Source organism: Pseudomonas sp. PDM24, from assembly GCF_019218905.1.
Classification (GTDB): domain Bacteria; phylum Pseudomonadota; class Gammaproteobacteria; order Pseudomonadales; family Pseudomonadaceae; genus Aquipseudomonas.
Genome location: NZ_JAHUWR010000009.1, coordinates 118,164 through 137,072, shown reverse-complemented (window position 1 = coordinate 137,072; position 18,909 = coordinate 118,164). Strand labels below are relative to the sequence as shown.

Sequence of the window (18,909 nt, the reverse complement as noted above, 5' to 3'; positions counted from 1 at the left end):
CGTAGGAGCGAGGCTTGCCCGCGAAGGCATCGCCGCGGTACAGCAGATACACCGAGTCGATGCCTTCGCGGGCAAGCCTCGCTCCTACAGTACGGGACCGGCGCAGGTTTAAAGTTCGACTTTGACCCAGCTCACGGGTTGATCCAGCCAATCGGCAAATTCGTCGATGAAGCTTTGCTTGAACCCGGCCTCGAGCCAGTTGTTGAAGATGAAACCCAGGTTGGAAAAGCCGCATTCCTGCAAGAACAGAAACCCGTTGATGTCATCTTCATGTCCGCACTCAGGGCACGTGAAGTTATCGGTGCGCCCCGGCATCCACTCTTCCAGGCTTTCGAACAATGCTTCGCCGATCTCCTTGCGGCACTCGGCGCAGCCGGCTTCTTCGAGGAACCCCTTGGCCGGTGTGTAGATGCAGCGTTTGGTGATGATTTCCAGGCCATTGACCGGCTCGCCGAACGGCAGCGCGTCAGGGTGCAGGACCACGGCGCGGGCTCCGTCGGCGATGGCGTGGGCCATGCGATTGCCGGTGCGACCACAGGTGGTCAGCTCTTCTTTAATGATGTTCTTGCGCACCAGCCAACGCACGACCGCCCGGGCCCGGGGTTCGTGTACCGGCAGGGTGGAGATTTTCGGGACGATGATGCTTTGGGAATTCATGGTGCAAGCCTACTGCGTCAAATGGATATTTCTACGGCGTGCCGGATGACGCCTTCGCGGGCAAGCCTCGCTCCTACAGGGAAATTTATGGAACGACACCAATCCCTTGTAGGAGCGAGGCTTGCCCGCGATAGCGTCAGGGCGGCCGGCAGCTTAATCCCTGACGAAATCCGGTCAAGTACTCAAATAACGCCCGATCAAGGCAATCCCGCTGGCCAGCACCAGCCAGGTCACCAGCCGCACGAATGCTTCGCGGGACAATTTCATGGTCAACCGCCGGCCGATCCACAACCCCAGCGCCATCGCCGGCAACAAACACAGCGCCAATACCAACAAGGGTAGCTCGGCATACACACCGGCGATGGCAAACAGACTCAAACGCACCACAGTGCTGCAACTGATCAGGGCACTCTGGGTTGCCCGGGCCGCATCCTTGGACAAGCGACTGTTCAGATAGATTGCATATAAGAAGCCGCCACTGCCAAACAGCGCCCCGAACATCCCGCCCACGGTGCCCATCGGCACCGCCCACCCGGCGGACAATTGCGCCGGACGGGTTTTAATCCACAGGCTGTAAATCGCATAGGTGCTGATAAACAGCCCCATCAACAGCAGCAACACATCAGACTTCAGGTTCAGCAGGAAAATAACCCCCAACGTGCAGCCCGCCGCCATGCACGGCAGCAGTCGCAACAATTCGGGCCTCGCCACATCCCGTCGCGAGGGCAGCAGATTGCCGAACGCCGCGACGAAATCCAGCAACACCAGCAGCGGCACGATTTTCGACAGCGGCATGAACAGGATCAGAATCGGGCCGGCCACCAGGGCGGTACCAAAACCGGCGATGCCGAACACGATGTAGGCCAAGGCAACGCCTAATCCAATCACCAGCCAATCCACCGAACCCCACGGCCATTGGTTCAACAACTCCAGCACATTCATCGATACGGCTTCCTTTTTATTCCTGCGATGACTTTAGCCAGCACCCAGCGTTGCGACTAATATCTTCAACGTCCACTACCCATCTCGAAAAGGCATACCTTGTGCTTTCAACCCGCCAATTGCGTTACTTCGTGGAAATCGCCGAGAGCGGCAGCTTCAGCGCTGCGGCCGAACGACTATTTATTGCTCAATCCGCCCTGAGCCGGCAGATCAAGGACATGGAAACCCGGCTGCAAACGCCGCTGTTCGAACGCACCGCGCGCCAGCCCCGTTTGACGGCGGCAGGTGAAGCTTTTTTGCCTCGGGCCAGAAACCTGCTGAACGAACTGACCAAGGCCAGCGAGATGGCCACCCAAGTGGGCAGCGGTCAACTGGGCGTGTTGCGCCTGAGTCACTCCAGCACTGTGCCTATGAGCGGTCGGCTGTTGCGAGGCATCAGCGACTATCTGGATCGGCACGCTGGCGTGTCCATGGACATCGTCAAGCTGTCCTCCGAGGCGCAACTGGAAGAATTGGCCGAAGGTCGTCTCGATGTGGGTCTGTTGCGCCTGCCGGTGCTGCGTCAGCGTGAAGGGGTGCAGATTGTTCCGCTGTACAGCGAGCGCTTGTTGCTGGCGGTGCCACCGAATCATCGGCTGGCTGTGGATAAGTCCGCGCAAGGCATCGATCTGGCGCAGTTGAAGAATGAAGCGTTTATTTCCATCCCTCATCCACAGCGTGGCGGCCTGAGCTATTTGTCCGCCGAGTTGTGCATGCGCCAGGGGTTCTTTCCCCAGGCGGCTCGAGTGGTGTCACGCAAAACCACGCAACTGCAATTGATCCAGGCCGGGTTCGGCATCGCGCTGTTACCGGAATCGATGCAGGACATCGCGCCGCCGGATATCCACTTTCTGCCCTTGGCCGACCCGGACTGCCACAGCACCGTCGCCCTCGCCTGCCGGCAAAATCCCACGGCGCTGGTCCAGCAATTTATCAATACCTGCACAAATCCCTGTGGGAGCGGGCTTGCTCGCGAAGGCGGCGTGACAGTCGACATTAATGTTGAATGTTAAACCGCTTTCGCGAGCAAGCCCGCTCCCACAAAAGGGATTTGCGTGGAGCATGGAGATTGTTTGCCGAATGCCTTTAAACTGCGCCCCATGATTAAAGATCCCTTTGCAAGACTCGGCCTGGACCGGGAAGTCCTGACTGTCAGCCAGCTCAACGGCCGCGCGCGGGTGTTGCTCGAAGACGTGTTCAGCAACATCTGGGTCGAAGGCGAAATTTCCAACCTCGCCCGCCCGGCGTCCGGCCATGTGTATTTCACCCTCAAAGACAGCGGCGCCCAAGTGCGTTGCGCGCTGTTTCGACAGAACGCCGTGCGGGTTCGCCAGGCGTTGAAGGACGGCTTGGCGGTCAAGGTTCGCGGCAAGGTTTCGCTGTTTGAAGGCCGTGGTGACTACCAACTGATCCTCGACACCGTGGAGCCGGCCGGTGATGGCGCCCTGCGCCTGGCCTTCGATGCCTTGAAGGAAAAGCTCAGCGCTGAAGGCCTGTTCAGCGCCGAACGCAAAGTGCCGTTGCCGGCGCACCCACAACGCATCGGCATCATCAGCTCGCCCACCGGCGCGGTGATCCGCGACATTATCAGTGTGTTCCGCCGCCGCGCGCCGCAGATCCAACTGACGCTGATCCCCACCGCCGTGCAAGGCCGCGAAGCCACCGCACAGATTGTCCGTGCACTGAAACTGGCGGATGCCCGCGGTTTCGACGCGTTGATCCTGGCCCGTGGCGGCGGTTCGCTGGAAGACCTCTGGTGTTTCAACGAAGAAGCCGTAGCCCGCGCCGTGGATGCCTGCGTGACGCCGATTGTCAGCGCCGTCGGCCACGAAACCGACGTCTCGATCAGTGACTTCGTCGCCGATGTCCGCGCCCCGACACCGTCCGCCGCGGCCGAACTGCTCGCGCCGGACTCCAGCGATCTGGTGCGACGCGTCGAAAGCCTGCACCGGCGCCTGGTAATGCGCATGCGTGACCGCCTGATGCGCGATCGGCTGCGCCTGGAAGGTATTTCACGCCGACTGCGCCATCCCGGCGAACGACTGCGTCAGCAGGCACAACGTCTGGATGATCTGGACATGCGCATGCGCCGTGCGTTCGAACGCAGCCTCAATACCCGTCGCGAACGCCTGATCCGCCTGGAAACCCGCCTCGCCGGGCAACATCCGGGGCGACAATTGGCGATGCTTCGCCAACGCCTCGACAGCCTCGCCGAGCGTCTGCCCCGGGCCATGCGTGAAGGGCTCAAGTCTCGCCGCCTGCAACTGCAAAGTCAGATGCAGACGCTGCACGTGGTCAGCCCCTTGGCGACCCTCGCTCGTGGCTACAGCATTCTGCTGGACGAGCGCGGCAATGCGATTCGCAGCGCCGCGCAAACCCACACTGGCCAGCGCCTGAAAGCCAAATTGGGTGAAGGCGAACTGCAAGTACGAGTCGAAGACAATCACCTGACGCCTGTCACCCTTTCTTTACTGGATTGATCCATGCCGCGTTTTTTAGCTCCGCTGCTGTTGCTGTGCCTGACCTTTAACGCCCACGCCGACAGTTACATCACCCGCCTGTTGAACAAACCGGTGCCGGGTGGCGTGGCGGTGGTGGATTTGGGCGCCTTCGCCCAGGCACCCAAAGCCAGTTATCAAGGCAAACCGGTATTGGTGGTCAAGGAACAGAACAACTGGCTGGCCATCGTCGGCGTGCCGCTGACTGTAAAACCGGGTACACAACAAATCAGCAGCGGCGGTCGTAACCTGAACTTCATCGTTGCCAGCAAGAAATACCCGGAACAGCACATCACTCTGAAAAATACCCAGCAGGTCAATCCGAACCCGGAGAATCTCAAGCGCATCGAGGGCGAACTGGCGGAGCAGATCCAGGCCTACCGCAGCTTCAGCCCGAACACCCCGAGCAATCTGCTGCTGGACAAACCGGTCAATGGGCCGCTGTCGAGCAAGTTCGGCGTGCGCCGCTTTTTCAATGGTGAAGAACGCAATCCCCACGCGGGCCTCGACTTCGCAGTGCCCGCCGGTACGCCGATCAAAACCCCGGCCGCCGGCAAGGTGATCCTGATCGGTAACTACTTCTTCAATGGCAATACGGTATTCGTCGACCACGGCCAGGGCTTTATCAGCATGTTCTGTCATATGTCGAAGATCGATGTGAAGGTCGGCCAGCAATTGGCGCGCGGTGACGTGGTCGGCAAAGTCGGCGCTACAGGGCGCGCGACCGGGCCGCATATGCACTGGAACATCAGCCTGAACGATGCGCGGGTGGATCCGGCGATTTTTATTGGGGCGTTTCAGCCTTAAATAGTTGTTGAGGCTACCGGCCTCTTCGCGGGCAAGCCCGCTCCCACATTAGATTTTCGGCATGCACAGAACATGTGTTCACACCGATCAAATGTGGGAGCGGGCTTGCTCGCGAAGGCGGCCTCATTGGCCCCACTTATTCCGCCTCATTGCCAACTCCTGCCTCCTGGTCGCCTGGTTGAGGTTTCAAGAATAGCTGCGCCGGGTGAACTGCAACCGCCAACCTTCAATTGCGCATCGCTCAAACCTCGCGCAAACATCAATACAATCTCTGCCATTCACCGCAACAAAATCTCAATAAATACGACTTTTCGAGTATTCCTCTCAATTTTTTTCGACTGCTTGCCATCCTTTCCTCCCGCGGTTAGGGTTGAAGGCATGAAAACCTCTCACACCCTCATTCAGCTTCGCCAGCACCGCAGCCTGTGCCTCGTCAGTGCACGACTGCCAGGCTGAATCGCGGTGCCTCGTCTTACGCTTTATCCCAACTTTTGATCCACCGGCAGGCCGCCTTTTTTCGGCCCACACAATAAGGATTTCCCGATGAGCATGCTCAAAGACCCGTCTTCGAAATACCGCGCGTTCCCGACCATCGATATCCCGGACCGCACCTGGCCATCGAAGACCATCACCGCCGCGCCGATCTGGTGCAGCTCGGACCTTCGTGACGGCAACCAGTCGCTGATCGAGCCGATGGACGCGGTCAAGAAGCTGCGTTTCTGGAAGACCCTGGTGCAAGTCGGCGTGAAAGAAATCGAAGCCTCGTTCCCGGCCGCTTCGCAAACCGACTTCGACTTCGTGCGTACGCTGATCGAAGACGGCCACATCCCGGACGACACCACCATCCAGGTGCTGACCCAGGGCCGTGAAGACTTGATCGCACGCACCTTCGAATCCCTGCGCGGTGCCAAGAAAGCCATCGTTCACCTGTACAACGCGACCTCCCCTTCCTTCCGCCGCATTGTCTTTAATCAGGACAAGGACGGGGTCAAGGCCATCGCCGTAAACGCCGCCAAGCTGTTCGTCAAATACGCCACCCAGCAGCCGGAAACCGAGTGGACTTTCGAGTACTCGCCAGAAACCTTCAGCGCCACCGAGCTCGAGTTCGCCAAAGAAGTCTGCGACGCAGTCATCGAAGTCTGGAACCCGACGCCTGAGCACAAGGTGATCCTCAACCTGCCTGCCACCGTCGAATGCGCCACCCCGAACATCTATGCCGACCAGATCGAATGGTTCGGCCGCCACATCAACCGTCGTGACAGCGTGATCATCAGCCTGCACACCCACAACGACCGTGGCACTGGCGTAGCCGCCACCGAGCTGGGCCTGATGGCCGGTGCCGACCGTGTCGAAGGCTGCCTGTTCGGCAACGGCGAGCGGACCGGTAACGTCGATCTGGTGACCGTGGCATTGAACCTCTACACCCAGGGCGTCGACCCTGAGCTGGACTTCTCTGACATCGATGGCGTGCGCAAAGTCGTCGAAGAGTGCAACCAGATTCCTGTGCACCCACGTCACCCGTATGTCGGCGATCTGGTTCACACCGCCTTCTCCGGCTCGCACCAGGATGCGATCCGCAAGGGCTTCGCCCAGCAGCAACCGGACGCCCTGTGGGAAGTGCCGTACTTGCCGATCGACCCGGCCGACATCGGCCGCAGCTACGAGGCGGTGATTCGCGTCAACAGCCAGTCGGGCAAAGGCGGTATCGCTTACCTGCTGGAACAGGAATACGGCATCAACTTGCCGCGCCGCATGCAGATCGAGTTCAGCCAGGTCGTGCAGCGTGAAACCGATCGCCTGGGCCTTGAAATGACGGCCCAGCAGATCCACGCGTTGCTGCACAGCGAGTACTTGCAGGCCAACACCCCGTACGCGCTGGTCAGCCATCGCTTGCAGGAAGAAAACGGTCACAGCGCGGTGGAAGTGGAAGTCTCCAGCAAAGGCCAGGGCGAAACCAACCTGCACTGGCGTGGCAAGGGCAACGGCGCTCTGGAAGCGCTGGTGGCCGGTCTGCCGATCCCGGTGGAAATCATGGACTACAACGAACACGCCATCGGCGCGGGCACCAATGCCAAGGCTGCGGCCTACATTGAACTGCGCGTAAACGGCGAGCGTGCGGTGCACGGCGTCGGCATCGATGAAAACATCACCACCGCCAGCTTCAAGGCCCTGTTCAGCGCGCTGAACCGCTCCCTGAGCCAGCCGGAAGCGAAAGCGGCGTAAGTCAGCGCTGCAATGCAAAAGGCCCCGGGGTGAGAACCTCGGGGCCTTTTTGTTTGCTTGGGATTTTTGTGTTGCCTTTTCTGGCCTCTTCGCGAGCAAGCCCGCTCCCACAGTGGATTTTTGGTGTACACAAAATATGTGTTCACACCGATCAAGTGTGGGAGCGGGCTTGCTCGCGAAGACGAACGGTCAGACAGCGAAAGTCTCAGGTGAACTCGAAGGTATCCGCATCCAGATTTGCCGGAAACCGCGTGCGATAAGCCGCCAGTTCCGCCGCGTCCAGAACGACCTTGAACACACCATCAGCATCGCCTGCGCCAAGCAACGTTTCACCCTGAAAATCCAGCACCTGACTGTCACCGGTATACGCAAAGCCTTTGCCATCGGTACCGATGCGGTTCACCGCCGCCACATAGCAGAGGTTTTCAATCGCCCGTGCCGGTAGCAAACGGTTCCAGTGCTGGCGCCGGGCGCCCGGCCAATTGGCGGTGTACAGCAACAAGTCGGTGTCTTGAGGGTCGCGGCTCCAGACCGGGAAACGCAAGTCGTAGCAAATCAACGGCCGCACTCGCCAGCCCTTCAATTCGAACTGCACCTGACGCTCGCCCGGGGTGAAATGGTTGTGCTCGCCCGCCATGCGGAACAGGTGACGCTTGTCGTAATGCCACACCTCCCCGTCCGGTCGCGCCCACAACAAACGGTTGCGATGACTGCCATCAGCCACCTGGACGATGATGCTGCCGGTGATCACCGCATCCAGTTTCGCCGCCTGAACCCGCAGCCATTTACTGGTGGGGCCATTTTCCGGCTCGGCGAGGGTTTCCGATTCCATGGAGAAACCGGTGGTGAACATCTCCGGCAGGATGATCAGGTCAGCGCCGCGAGCCTGTTCCAGCAAAGGCTCGAAATGCTCCAGATTGGCCTGACGATCATGCCAGGCCAGGGTGGTCTGGATCAGCGCGACATTCAGATTGGGCAGAGCACTCAGATCACGCATAGTTTTGCCGCTGCTTCACGCAGGGTCTCCTCGCGTTTGGCAAAGCACAGACGCACCAGGCGCTGGCCTTCGGGTGGCGTCTGGTAGAACACCGAGATCGGGATGCTCGCGACGCCATGTTCGCGGGTCATCCACAGCGCCATCTCGACGTCATTGAGGTCCGGGCGAATCTGCGAGTAATCGACCAACTGGAAGTAAGTACCGGCCACGCGGGTGAAACTGAAGCGCGACGGCGACAGCAGATCGCAGAACAGATCGCGCTTGGCCTGATAGAAGCCCGGCAACTCTTCGACGTGCTCCGGATGCTCGGCCATGTAATCGGCCAACGCGTATTGCAGTGGCGTCACGCCGCAGAAACTGACGTATTGGTGAACCTTGCGCAGCTCCGCGGTGAGGGCTGGAGGTGCCACGACATAACCGGTTTTCCAGCCGGTGACGTGGTAGGTCTTGCCGAACGAACTGACCACGAATGCGCGCTGATAGAGCTCTTCGTGGGCCAGTACGCTGACGTGAGATACGCCATCGAATACCAGGTGTTCGTAGACCTCGTCGCTGATCACATAGATATCGCGGTCGCGAATCAACGCCGCCAGTTGATCCAGCTCGGCACGACTGATCAACGCGCCGCTGGGGTTGTGCGGGCTGTTAAGAATGATCATCCGCGTACGCGGGCTTAACGCATTGGCAAGCTTCTGGAAGTCGATGCTGAAATCGTTGAGGCCCAGTTGCACATGCACGCAACGGCCACCGGCCAGCTCCACCGAAGGTTCATAACTGTCGTAGGCCGGATCAAACACGATGACTTCGTCACCGCTGTGGATCACCGCCTGAATGGCGCAGAAGATCGCCTGTGTCGCGCCGGGCGTGACCGTCACTTCGCTGTCGGCATCGACATGGGCGCCGTAGCTGCGAACGATCTTCGCCGCAATCTGCTGACGCAACACCGGCAAGCCAGTCATCGGCGAATACTGGTTGTGGCCACTGGCGATGTGCCGACCGACTGCATCACGCAGGGCTTGCGGGCCGTCAAAATCGGGAAACCCCTGAGACAGATTGATCGCCCCGGTTTGCGCCGCAAGCTGGGACATCTGCGTGAAGATAGTGATGCCGACATTCGGCAGCTTACTGGTGATCATCGGTGATTCCCTGGCTCTACACCCGGCTCTACGACGGCACGGGAGAGCTCGAGAATAGCCCAAACGGCGCCCATAAAAAAAGGGCGCCTTAAGCGCCCTTTTTCGAACCCGGTCCCGTAGGAGCGAGGCTTGCCCGCGAAGAACGATAATGCGTTCTACCTGGCACACCGCGGTGTGGCTTTCGCGGGCAAGCCTCGCTCCTACGGAAGCCAGGCAGCCTCAAATCAGCGCTTGTCGCGGCGCTTTTTGTCGGCTTTCTTGTGGTGCGACATCATCCGACGCTTCTTGTTGACCTGGCGGTCGGTGAGCGAGTTCTTGTTACCTTCGTACGGGTTCTCGCCGCCCTTGAACTCGATACGGATCGGCGTACCGACCAGCTTCAAGACACGACGATAGGTGTTTTCCAGGTAACGCACGTAAGACTTCGGCACCTTCTCGATCTGGTTACCGTGAATCACGATGATCGGCGGGTTGGCACCACCCAAGTGGGCGTAACGCAGCTTGATCCGGCGGTTGTTGACCATCGGTGGCGCGTGCTCGCCGACCGCATCTTCCAGAATCTGGGTCAGGCGGTTGGTCGGCCAGCGGGTGACCGCGGACTTGAACGAGTTCTGTACCGACGCGTAGAGGTTGCCTACGCCAGTGCCGTGCAGGGCCGAGATGAAGTGGATATCGGCGAAGTCGACGAAGAACAGTCGACGTTGCAGCTCGACCTTCACGAAGTCGCGCTCGCTCGGCGTCATGCCGTCCCACTTGTTGATCGCAATAACCAGCGCACGACCGGCTTCAAGGGCAAAGCCCAGCAGGTTGAGGTCGTGGTCCACCACGCCTTCGCGGGCGTCCATCACGAAGATCACCACGTTGGCGTCTTTGATCGCTTGCAGGGTTTTGACCACGGAGAACTTTTCAACTTCTTCGTGGATCTTGCCGCGCTTGCGCACACCGGCGGTATCGATCAGCGTGTACTTCTCGTCGTTACGTTCGAACGGGATGTAGATGCTGTCGCGGGTGGTGCCGGGCTGGTCATAAACGATAACCCGGTCTTCACCGAGCATGCGGTTGACCAGGGTCGACTTGCCAACGTTCGGGCGGCCGATGATGGCGATCTTGATACCGTCTTTTTCGCTTGGGCCAGGAATGCGCTTGGCTTCCTCACCTTCGGCAACGATCTCTTCTTCGCCTTCTTCCGGCTCTTCGTCGTCTTTCGGGAAGTCGCTCAGGGCGATTTCCAGCATCTGGGTGATGCCACGACCATGAGCGCCGGCGATCGGGATCGCGTGGCCCATGCCCAACGGGGCGAATTCGGCGCGGGCCATTTCAGGGTCGATGTTGTCGACCTTGTTGGCGACCACGTAGGAACGCTTGTTACGCTTGCGCAAGTGCTCGGCGATCATCTGGTCGGCCGCGGTGAAACCGGCCTTGGCATCTACCAGGAATAGAACGACATCCGCTTCTTCAATGGCCAGCAGCGACTGCTCGGCCATTTTTTCGTCCATACCGTGCTCGTCACCGGAGATACCGCCGGTGTCGACCAGAATGTAGGAACGCCCTTGCCACTTGGCCTCACCGTACTGGCGATCACGGGTCAGACCGGACAAGTCGCCGACGATGGCGTCGCGAGTCCTGGTCAGGCGGTTGAACAAGGTGGACTTGCCGACGTTCGGTCGGCCCACCAGGGCGATTACGGGAACCATGCGGCTCTCCACTTCGTTATTTCAGAAAATACAAAAGCCGCTGCGAGGCAGCGGCTGGTGCTCGGGGCAGCACTGTGGGAGCGGGCTTGCTCGCGAAAAAACGTAGCAGCACCGCGTTTATTCAGGCTGTACGCGTCATCGTTGACGCCCTTCGCGAGCAAGCCCGCTCCCACAGGTGAAGCCGCCTGGGGGGTTAACCCCAAGCATAGTTCTTACTTGATGGTCAGGGCTTCCAGTTTGCCGCTGTTGCCATACAGATAAATCGTGTCACCCACCACCAGCGGACGGGCACGCAGGCCGTCGCTGTCGATGCGCTCGCGGCCGACGAAACGACCGTCCACCTGACTCAGCAGGTGCAGGTAACCTTCCATATCACCGACTGCAACATAGCTGGAGAATACTTCCGGAGCCGACAATTGACGGCGGGCCAGCGAATCGTTGCTCCACAAGGCAGTGGTGGAACGTTCGTCAACGCCTTCAACGGTGCCCGCAGACAGGCTCACGTAGACGCTGCCAAAACCCTGAGCAACGCCGGCATAGCTGGAAGCATCACGCTGCCAGAGCTGACGACCGCTTTCCAGATCCAGTGCCGCGACGCGCCCCTGGTAGCTGGCGACATACAGCGTACCGCCGGACAGCAGCAAGCCACCGTCGATATCGACCACACGCTCCAGCTCCGACCGACCTTGTGGAATCGCTACGCGCTGCTCCCACACCGGCACGCCGTTGGAAACGTCCAGGGCGACCACTTTACCAGTCGACAGGCCAGCCACCGCGAGGCGGTTGGTGACGATCGGTGCGCTGGTGCCGCGCAGGGTCAGAACCGCTGGCGTGCTGTCATACAACCAGCGCTGGTTGCCGGTAGCGGCATCCAGACCGATCAGACGGTCATCCTGGGTCTGAACCACAACAACGTCACCGTTGGTGGCCGGCGGCGCGAGCACTTCACTGGTCACGCGAGCGCGCCATTTTTCTTCACCGCTGCTGGCATCCAGGGCAACGATTTCACCCTTGAGCGTGCCGATCATGACCAGACCGTAACCCACGCCAACGGCGCCGGAGACAGGCAGTTCGAGATCTTTCTTCCATTTGACGTCGCCATTGCTGCGATCCATCGCCATCACCACACCGGTGACGTCGGCGGCATAGATGGTATCGCCATCGATCGCCGGAACCAGCATGTTGTAGGTTTCGCCCTGACCGTCACCGATCGAACGACTCCACTGCTTTTGCAGAACCACTTCTTCTTTGAAGTCGGTCAACTCAGCCGGAGGCAATTCTTTTTTGCTGTTGCTGCTGCAACCCGCGGCCAATATGGCCAGAGCCAGCAATGCTGCATGTTTCCAACGAATCACGTCACGCATCCCCTTTGGCCAGGTCGTCCAGCTTGATTTGTAGGCCACCGACCGCCGCTTCATCCGACAGTGCCGCCTTGGCTTTTTGATACGCAGTGTTCGCTTCGTCGGTACGACCCAGCTGCACCAGCAGGTCGCCTTTGAGTTCTTCGCGAGTGGCCAGGAAGGCTTTGTCGGCATCGCCTTCGAGCAGTTTCAGGGCTTCATCGACCTTGTTCTGCGCGGCCAGCACCTGCGCCAGACGCTGACGGGCAATTTCGCCGAGTGCCGGGTTGGCCGGTTTGGCAACAATGGCTTTCAGCTCGCTGGCTGCGTCGTCCAGCTTGCCGCTGTCGACTGCAACTTTCGCCACGAACAGGCTGCCGTATTGCGCGTAAGCGGTGCCGCCGAACTCGCTGTTGAGCTTGCCGGCCAGATCCGAAACACGTGCAGCATCAGGCTTGCCGTCAGGCGTCAGCGTGGTTTCGAGCAATTGCTGATAGAGAATCGAGGCGCCTTGCGACTGATTGCTCTGATACTTCTGAAAGGCCTGCCAGCCGAATACGATGACCAGCGCCAACAGGCCGCCAGTGACCAGGGGCTTGCCGTTGCGTGTCCACCAGTCCTTCAACTCCGCCAGATGTTCGTCTTCGGTACTCGACACCCCAATACTCCTTAATCGCTAAATCGGCTGTTTGACAGCTTCAACCCTGCACGACGCAGGTGGCCAGGTGTGCAGCAAGCGCATCCCAGGCAATGCTTTGTTGTTCGCCCTGGCCACGCAGGGGTTTGAAACCTACCACTTGCTGGGCCATTTCGTCGTCACCTAGGATCAATGCGTACAGCGCACCGCTCTTGTCGGCTTTCTTGAACTGGCTTTTGAAGCTTCCGGCGCCGGCATTGACTTGCAGGCGCAGGTTGGGCAATTGATCACGAACACGCTCGCTCAGGGCCAAGCCGGCCAGCTCGGCGGCTTCACCGAAGGCGCAGAGGTAGACATCGACCTGACGGGAGATTTCTTCGGGAATCTGCTCCAGGGTTTCAAGCAGCAGCACCAGACGCTCGATGCCCATGGCGAAGCCAACGCCCGTGGTCGGCTTGCCGCCCATCTGCTCCACCAGACCGTCGTAACGACCACCGGCACATACGGTGCCCTGGGCGCCCAACTTGTCGGTGACCCATTCGAAAACGGTCTTGCTGTAGTAATCCAGCCCGCGAACCAGCTTCGGGTTGATCACATAAGGAATGCCGGCGGCGTCCAGGCGAGCCTTGAGGCCCTCGAAGTGCACGCGGGATTCTTCGTCGAGGTAGTCGGCCATTTTTGGCGCGTCGGCCAACGCCGCTTGAGTGTCGGGATTCTTGGTATCCAGAACCCGCAGCGGGTTGGTCTTCAGACGGCGCTGGCTGTCTTCGTCCAGTTGATCCAGGCGAGCGGACAGGTAGTCGACCAGTGCTTCACGATAACGACCACGGGACTCGCTGGTGCCCAGGCTGTTGAGTTCGAGCTTGACCGCATCACGGATACCCAGCTCGCCCCACAGGCGCCAGGTCAGCACGATCAGCTCGGCGTCGATGTCCGGACCGTCGAGGTTGAAGACTTCGCAACCGATCTGGTGGAACTGGCGATAACGACCTTTCTGTGGACGTTCGTGACGGAACATCGGGCCGATGTACCAGAGCTTCTGCACCTGACCGCCGCCGGTGATGCCGTGCTCGAGCACCGCACGCACGCAGGCCGCTGTGCCTTCAGGGCGCAGGGTCAGGGAATCGCCGTTGCGATCTTCGAAGGTGTACATCTCTTTTTCGACGATGTCGGTCACTTCACCGATGGAGCGCTTGAACAGCTCGGTGAACTCGACGATCGGCATGCGGATCTGCTTGTAACCGTAGTTATCCAGCAAACGCGAGACGGTGCCTTCGAAATGACGCCACAGGGGAGTCTGTTCGGGCAGGATGTCGTTCATGCCACGAATGGCTTGCAGAGACTTGCTCACTATAAATCCTTAAATTCGTTCGGCTCTTTAGTCAGGCTCAGCCGCGAGCGATTACCGCTGCGTCGGCTTCGACCTTTTCGGCCGCTTTCTGACGGATCAAGCGTTCAAGCTCATCCACCAGATTGTCATTAGTCAGTTTCTGCGCCGGCTTGCCGTCGATGTAAATCAGGTTTGGCGTGCCGCCGGTCAAGCCGATATGGGCTTCCTTGGCTTCGCCCGGTCCGTTGACCACGCAACCGATTACCGCGACATCCAGCGGCACCAGCAGGTCTTCGAGGCGCCCTTCCAGCTCGTTCATGGTTTTGACCACATCGAAGTTCTGCCGCGAGCAGCTCGGGCAAGCGATGAAGTTAATGCCACGGGAACGCAGGTGCAGGGATTTGAGAATGTCGTAGCCGACTTTCACTTCCTCGACCGGGTCGGCCGCCAACGAGATGCGAATAGTATCGCCAATCCCTTCGGCGAGCAGCATACCGAGGCCCACGGCGGATTTCACTGTGCCTGAGCGCAAACCACCGGCTTCAGTGATGCCCAGGTGCAGCGGCTGAACGATTTCCTTGGCCAGCAAGCGGTAGGCGGCGACGGCCATGAACACGTCGGAGGCTTTCACGCTGACCTTGAAGTCCTGGAAATTCAGGCGTTCGAGGTGTTCGACGTGACGCAAGGCGGACTCGACCAGCGCAGCGGGCGTCGGCTCGCCATATTTCTTTTGCAGGTCTTTTTCCAGGGAACCGGCGTTGACGCCGATGCGGATCGGAATCCCGCGATCACGGGCGGCATCGACCACCGCACGCACGCGGTCTTCACGACCGATGTTGCCCGGGTTGATCCGCAGGCAATCCACGCCCAGTTCGGCGACGCGCAAAGCGATCTTGTAGTCGAAATGGATGTCGGCCACCAACGGCACTTTGACCAATTGCTTGATCTTGCCGAAGGCTTCTGCGGCGTCCATGTCCGGCACGGAAACCCGCACGATATCGACGCCAGCGGCTTCCAGACGATTGATCTGGGCCACGGTAGCGGCCACGTCATTGGTGTCGCTGTTGGTCATGCTCTGCACAGCGATAGGCGCATCGCCGCCCACGGGCACGTTGCCGACCCAGATCTTGCGGGATTCGCGACGTTTGATTGGAGATTCGCCGTGCATGACTATTGACCCAACTTCAGGCGAGCAGTCTCGCCACTGGTGAACGGAGCGACATCAACCACCTGCCCGTTGTAGCTGACCTGCGCACCACGGGCGAAGCCCAGACGCACGGAAAAGGGCGGCTTGCCGCTAACGGAAACATTTTCGCCTTTACGCTTCAGACCACTCAACAGCACCTTGCCGGTGCCATCGGTCACTTGCGTCCAGCAATCGGCGGTGAATTGCAGTTGAACCTGGCCTTGGCCGGCCACCGGAGCTGCCGGAGCTGCCGGAGCTGGAGCCGAGGCGGTCGGAGCAATTGGAGCAGAGATAACCGGTGCCGGTACAGCGGGAACAGCCGGGGCCGGTGTCGCCGGTGTCGCGACAACCGGAGCAGTGCTGTGGGCCGCAGCCGCAGGCGCTACTGCTGAAGCGACTGGCGCTGGAACCGGTGCGCTCGTTTCGGCACTGACTGGCTCCTCGGTCGAAGTCTCGGCCTGAGGCAGCGCAAGCGGTGTTTCCCCTTCAGCCTGACCTTGTGCAACGGCCTGATCTTCCGGCTCGTCCAGTGGATGGATCTGGGTGGTGCCGTCAGCGCCTTCGACTTCAACGTGTTCCGGCGCCAGGCCAATCAGGTCTTTGGTACGCAGTGAAGTTTGATCCTGCCACCAGATAAAACCACCGCCAATCACCGCAAGCAGCAACAGCAGGCTGACAATTCGCAAAATGGTGTGGGAAACCCGAACCGGCTCTTCGATACGCCCCAGGCTGTGGACGTTGCTGCCATGGGAGTCGGTGCCGGTGGATTGGTCGAACTGCTGGACCAGAACGGTTTGGTCCATGCCGAGCAATTTGGCATACGCGCGAATATAGCCACGAGCAAAGGTGTGACCAGGCAGCTTGTCGAAAGCGCCGGCTTCCAGATTGCTCAGGGAATTGACGGTGAGGTTGAGCTTGAGGGCCACTTCGGCCAGCGACCAGCCATTGCTTTCGCGGGCCTGGCGCAAAGTCTCACCGGGGTTAACGCGATTCGCTGCTACAACTTCGGGATGCGCCGCTTTCATCATTGCTCCGACAGGTATTGCTGATATTCCGGCGTACCGGGATAGAGTCGTTTTAATTGCAGGCCGAAACTGGCGGCCTTGTCGCGATCTTCGAACACTTTTGCCAGCCGAACGCCGAGCAATAGACTACGTGCATTTTGCTCGGTAAGCAGGCTAAAACGGTCGTAATAGTCACGCGCGGGCACATAATGCCTGTCTTCGTAAGACAACTCAGCCATTTCCAGCAATGCACGTGGCTGTTGGCGATTCAGACGCAGGGCTTTTTCCAGTTGCTGGCGGGCCAGATCACGCTGGCCTAGCTTTGAAGCAGTCATGCCCAGGTTTTCGAAAACCCGTGAACGCTCAGGATACAAAGTATCGGCGGCGGCCTGTTCGAAGCGTTCATACGCTTCTTTGTAACGTTTCTCTTCGAAAAGAAAACTGCCGTAGTTGTTCAGGATTCGCGCATCGGCGGGACGAGAAGACAGCGCCTTGCGAAAATGCTGATCGGCCAGTTCCGGCTCCATCTCAGCCTGGAACACCAGCCCCAGGGCAGCATTGGCGTCAGGATCCGAGCTATCCAGATCCAAAGCCTTCTTCAACGGGACTTTGGCGCGCTCGGTCATGCCCTGTTGCAAATAACCCAAGCCCAGCTGCACGTAGGCAGCACGCGCTTCATCACGGCCCTTGCTGGTCTTCATCGGGTTGAAATCGCCCGACAGGACACAACCAGCACAGAGGCTGGCCAACAGCACAAGCAGCGCGAAGCGCAGGGACATAGAGATCCTCTCTTAATTATTGTTCGCGGCGTTCGTTGCGATATCGTTTTCGGCGCTCAACTCGCGCACGGCGATATAACGTTCGCTGCGACGGGTGCGATCCAGCACCTGCCCTACCAATTGGCCACACGCGGCATCGATGTCTTCACCGCGGGTGGTGCGTACGGTGACGTTGAAGCCTGCATGGTGAAGCTGATCCTGGAAACGACGAATCGCATTGTTGCTCGGACGCTCGTAACCGGAATGCGGGAACGGGTTGAACGGAATCAGGTTGATCTTGCACGGGATGTTCTTGAGTAGCTCAATCATCTCAACGGCGTGTTCAACCTTGTCGTTGATGTCCTTGAGCAAGGTGTACTCGATGGTCAGCACGCGCTTTTCGCCCAGGGACGACATGTAGCGCTGGCACGACTCGAGCAGCATCTTAAGCGGATATTTCTTGTTGATCGGCACCAATTGGTTACGCAATGCGTCATTCGGTGCGTGCAGCGACAACGCCAGGGACACGTCGATGTGCTTGGACAGCTCATCGATCATCGGCACCACACCCGAAGTCGACAGGGTCACACGGCGCTTGGATATCCCGTAGCCCAGGTCATCCATCATCAGATGCATGGCGGCCACGACGTTGTCGAAGTTCAGCAGCGGCTCACCCATGCCCATCATCACCACGTTGGTGATGGCACGGTCGGCGGTCGCCGGGATGCTGCCGAACGATTTATTGGCAATCCACACCTGACCGATCACTTCGGCGGCGGTGAGGTTGCTGTTGAAACCTTGCTTGCCGGTGGAGCAGAAACTGCAATCCAGGGCACAGCCTGCCTGGGACGAAACGCACAGAGTGCCGCGTTTGCCCTGGGGAATGTACACGGTCTCGACGCAGCTACCGGACGCCACGCGTACTACCCATTTACGGGTGCCATCGGTGGAGATGTCCTCGCTGACCACTTCGGGGCCGCGGACTTCAGCAATGGCCTTGAGCTTGTCGCGCAAGGCCTTGCTGACGTTCGTCATGGCGTCGAAATCATCAACGCCAAGGTGGTGAATCCATTTCATTACCTGACCGGCACGGAAACGCTTCTCCCCGATTGAGTCGAAGAATTTTTCCATTTCCTGTTGAGTCAGACCCAGCAGGTTGGTTTTTACAGTCGATGTAGTCATGGATTCACCTTCACTCTTAAGCCAATGCTTAGCGAGTGGTTACTTCAGTAGCTGCGAAGAAGTACGAGATTTCGCGAGCAGCAGCGGCTTCGGAGTCCGAACCGTGTACAGCGTTGGCGTCGATGGAATCAGCGAAGTCAGCACGGATGGTGCCGGCAGCAGCTTCTTTAGGGTTGGTAGCGCCCATCAGCTCACGGTTCAGAGCGATAGCGTTTTCGCCTTCCAGAACCTGAACGACAACCGGACCGGAGATCATGAAAGCAACCAGGTCGTTGAAGAAACCACGAGCGCTGTGCTCAGCGTAGAAGCCTTCAGCTTCAGCTTTGGACAGTTGCTTCAGTTTCGAAGCTACAACGCGCAGGCCAGCTTTTTCGAAACGAGTGGTGATCTCGCCGATAACGTTTTTTGCAACAGCGTCAGGCTTGATGATGGAGAAAGTACGTTGAACAGCCATGGTGTAACTCCAGAAACGGTAATTT

The 18,909-nt window shown here is 59.3% G+C and carries 17 protein-coding genes; 4 read left to right on the top strand and 13 right to left on the bottom strand.

Features of this window, described 5'->3' with window-relative positions; all coding sequences use genetic code 11:
- Positions 1-108: 108 nt before the first annotated feature.
- Together KW837_RS25520 and KW837_RS25515 are read right to left on the bottom strand one after the other, a co-directional pair.
- The gene (locus KW837_RS25520) at positions 109-657 is read right to left on the bottom strand and encodes a sugar ABC transporter ATPase (RefSeq protein ID WP_123358101.1); all 549 of its coding nucleotides are present in this window, start codon (positions 655-657) and stop codon (positions 109-111) included.
- 174 nt (positions 658-831) lie between these two features.
- Complete coding sequence (locus KW837_RS25515; protein WP_218398959.1) at positions 832-1,599, bottom strand: sulfite exporter TauE/SafE family protein; 768 nt, start codon at positions 1,597-1,599, stop codon at positions 832-834.
- 101 nt (positions 1,600-1,700) lie between these two features.
- Between KW837_RS25515 and KW837_RS25510 the strand changes: the two genes are divergently transcribed.
- The 4 genes from KW837_RS25510 (at position 1,701) to leuA (ending at position 7,166) form a co-directional block, all read left to right on the top strand.
- The gene (locus KW837_RS25510) at positions 1,701-2,651 is read left to right on the top strand and encodes a LysR family transcriptional regulator (RefSeq protein WP_218398958.1); all 951 of its coding nucleotides are present in this window, start codon (positions 1,701-1,703) and stop codon (positions 2,649-2,651) included.
- 87 nt (positions 2,652-2,738) lie between these two features.
- A complete protein-coding gene (gene xseA / locus KW837_RS25505; RefSeq protein WP_218398957.1) occupies positions 2,739-4,118 on the top strand; it encodes an exodeoxyribonuclease VII large subunit in 1,380 nt (459 codons plus the stop codon).
- Between the two features lie 3 nt (positions 4,119-4,121).
- A complete protein-coding gene (locus KW837_RS25500) occupies positions 4,122-4,943 on the top strand; it encodes a peptidoglycan DD-metalloendopeptidase family protein (protein WP_218398956.1) in 822 nt (273 codons plus the stop codon).
- A gap of 543 nt (positions 4,944-5,486) precedes the next feature.
- Complete coding sequence (gene leuA / locus KW837_RS25495; protein WP_218398955.1) at positions 5,487-7,166, top strand: 2-isopropylmalate synthase; 1,680 nt, start codon at positions 5,487-5,489, stop codon at positions 7,164-7,166.
- A gap of 205 nt (positions 7,167-7,371) precedes the next feature.
- Here the strand turns inward: leuA and KW837_RS25490 are convergent, their stop codons facing one another.
- The 11 genes from KW837_RS25490 to ndk all read right to left on the bottom strand — a co-directional run bounded on the left by KW837_RS25490 (position 7,372) and on the right by ndk (position 18,884).
- Entirely contained in the window at positions 7,372-8,163 is a 792-nt protein-coding gene (locus tag KW837_RS25490) for an amidohydrolase (RefSeq protein ID WP_123494398.1), read from the bottom strand.
- Positions 8,151-9,299 carry a pyridoxal phosphate-dependent aminotransferase gene (locus tag KW837_RS25485; RefSeq protein WP_218398954.1) on the bottom strand — a complete coding sequence of 383 codons (1,149 nt, stop codon included), beginning with the start codon at positions 9,297-9,299 and terminating at the stop codon, positions 8,151-8,153. The genes KW837_RS25490 and KW837_RS25485 overlap by 13 nt, the downstream gene beginning before the upstream one ends.
- A 224-nt stretch (positions 9,300-9,523) precedes the next feature.
- Entirely contained in the window at positions 9,524-10,993 is a 1,470-nt protein-coding gene (der, locus tag KW837_RS25480) for a ribosome biogenesis GTPase Der (protein ID WP_008070964.1), read from the bottom strand.
- Positions 10,994-11,205: 212 nt separating this feature from the next.
- Positions 11,206-12,357 carry an outer membrane protein assembly factor BamB gene (gene bamB / locus KW837_RS25475; protein WP_032830306.1) on the bottom strand — a complete coding sequence of 384 codons (1,152 nt, stop codon included), beginning with the start codon at positions 12,355-12,357 and terminating at the stop codon, positions 11,206-11,208.
- Positions 12,350-12,991: a tetratricopeptide repeat protein gene (locus KW837_RS25470; protein ID WP_007903605.1), complete on the bottom strand. Its 642-nt coding sequence runs from the start codon at positions 12,989-12,991 to the stop codon at positions 12,350-12,352. The genes bamB and KW837_RS25470 overlap by 8 nt, the downstream gene beginning before the upstream one ends.
- Positions 12,992-13,031: 40 nt before the next feature.
- Complete coding sequence (hisS, locus tag KW837_RS25465; RefSeq protein WP_007903604.1) at positions 13,032-14,321, bottom strand: histidine--tRNA ligase; 1,290 nt, start codon at positions 14,319-14,321, stop codon at positions 13,032-13,034.
- Between the two features lie 37 nt (positions 14,322-14,358).
- Complete coding sequence (ispG, locus tag KW837_RS25460) at positions 14,359-15,468, bottom strand: flavodoxin-dependent (E)-4-hydroxy-3-methylbut-2-enyl-diphosphate synthase (RefSeq protein ID WP_008070966.1); 1,110 nt, start codon at positions 15,466-15,468, stop codon at positions 14,359-14,361.
- Positions 15,469-15,470: 2 nt separating this feature from the next.
- Positions 15,471-16,511, bottom strand: a complete 1,041-nt coding sequence (locus KW837_RS25455; RefSeq protein ID WP_123494402.1) for a RodZ family helix-turn-helix domain-containing protein — start codon at positions 16,509-16,511, stop codon at positions 15,471-15,473.
- On the bottom strand, positions 16,511-17,269 hold the full coding sequence (gene pilW, locus KW837_RS25450) for a type IV pilus biogenesis/stability protein PilW (RefSeq protein WP_007903601.1): 759 nt from the start codon (positions 17,267-17,269) through the stop codon (positions 16,511-16,513). The genes KW837_RS25455 and pilW overlap by 1 nt, the downstream gene beginning before the upstream one ends.
- Before the next feature lie 12 nt (positions 17,270-17,281).
- A complete protein-coding gene (gene rlmN / locus KW837_RS25445; RefSeq protein WP_007903600.1) occupies positions 17,282-18,430 on the bottom strand; it encodes a 23S rRNA (adenine(2503)-C(2))-methyltransferase RlmN in 1,149 nt (382 codons plus the stop codon).
- Positions 18,431-18,458: 28 nt separating this feature from the next.
- Complete coding sequence (gene ndk / locus KW837_RS25440; protein ID WP_007903599.1) at positions 18,459-18,884, bottom strand: nucleoside-diphosphate kinase; 426 nt, start codon at positions 18,882-18,884, stop codon at positions 18,459-18,461.
- Between the last annotated feature and the right edge of the window lie 25 nt (positions 18,885-18,909).

Coding starts and splice junctions, on each gene's coding strand:
- KW837_RS25520 (WP_123358101.1), bottom strand. CDS start 657: ATGAATTCCCAAAGCATCATCGTCCCGAAAATCTCCACCCTGCCGGTA.
- KW837_RS25515 (WP_218398959.1), bottom strand. CDS start 1,599: ATGAATGTGCTGGAGTTGTTGAACCAATGGCCGTGGGGTTCGGTGGAT.
- xseA (WP_218398957.1), top strand. CDS start 2,739: ATGATTAAAGATCCCTTTGCAAGACTCGGCCTGGACCGGGAAGTCCTG.
- KW837_RS25500 (WP_218398956.1), top strand. CDS start 4,122: ATGCCGCGTTTTTTAGCTCCGCTGCTGTTGCTGTGCCTGACCTTTAAC.
- leuA (WP_218398955.1), top strand. CDS start 5,487: ATGAGCATGCTCAAAGACCCGTCTTCGAAATACCGCGCGTTCCCGACC.
- KW837_RS25490 (WP_123494398.1), bottom strand. CDS start 8,163: ATGCGTGATCTGAGTGCTCTGCCCAATCTGAATGTCGCGCTGATCCAG.
- KW837_RS25485 (WP_218398954.1), bottom strand. CDS start 9,299: ATGATCACCAGTAAGCTGCCGAATGTCGGCATCACTATCTTCACGCAG.
- der (WP_008070964.1), bottom strand. CDS start 10,993: ATGGTTCCCGTAATCGCCCTGGTGGGCCGACCGAACGTCGGCAAGTCC.
- bamB (WP_032830306.1), bottom strand. CDS start 12,357: ATGCGTGACGTGATTCGTTGGAAACATGCAGCATTGCTGGCTCTGGCC.
- ispG (WP_008070966.1), bottom strand. CDS start 15,468: ATGCACGGCGAATCTCCAATCAAACGTCGCGAATCCCGCAAGATCTGG.
- KW837_RS25455 (WP_123494402.1), bottom strand. CDS start 16,511: ATGAAAGCGGCGCATCCCGAAGTTGTAGCAGCGAATCGCGTTAACCCC.
- pilW (WP_007903601.1), bottom strand. CDS start 17,269: ATGTCCCTGCGCTTCGCGCTGCTTGTGCTGTTGGCCAGCCTCTGTGCT.
- rlmN (WP_007903600.1), bottom strand. CDS start 18,430: ATGACTACATCGACTGTAAAAACCAACCTGCTGGGTCTGACTCAACAG.
- ndk (WP_007903599.1), bottom strand. CDS start 18,884: ATGGCTGTTCAACGTACTTTCTCCATCATCAAGCCTGACGCTGTTGCA.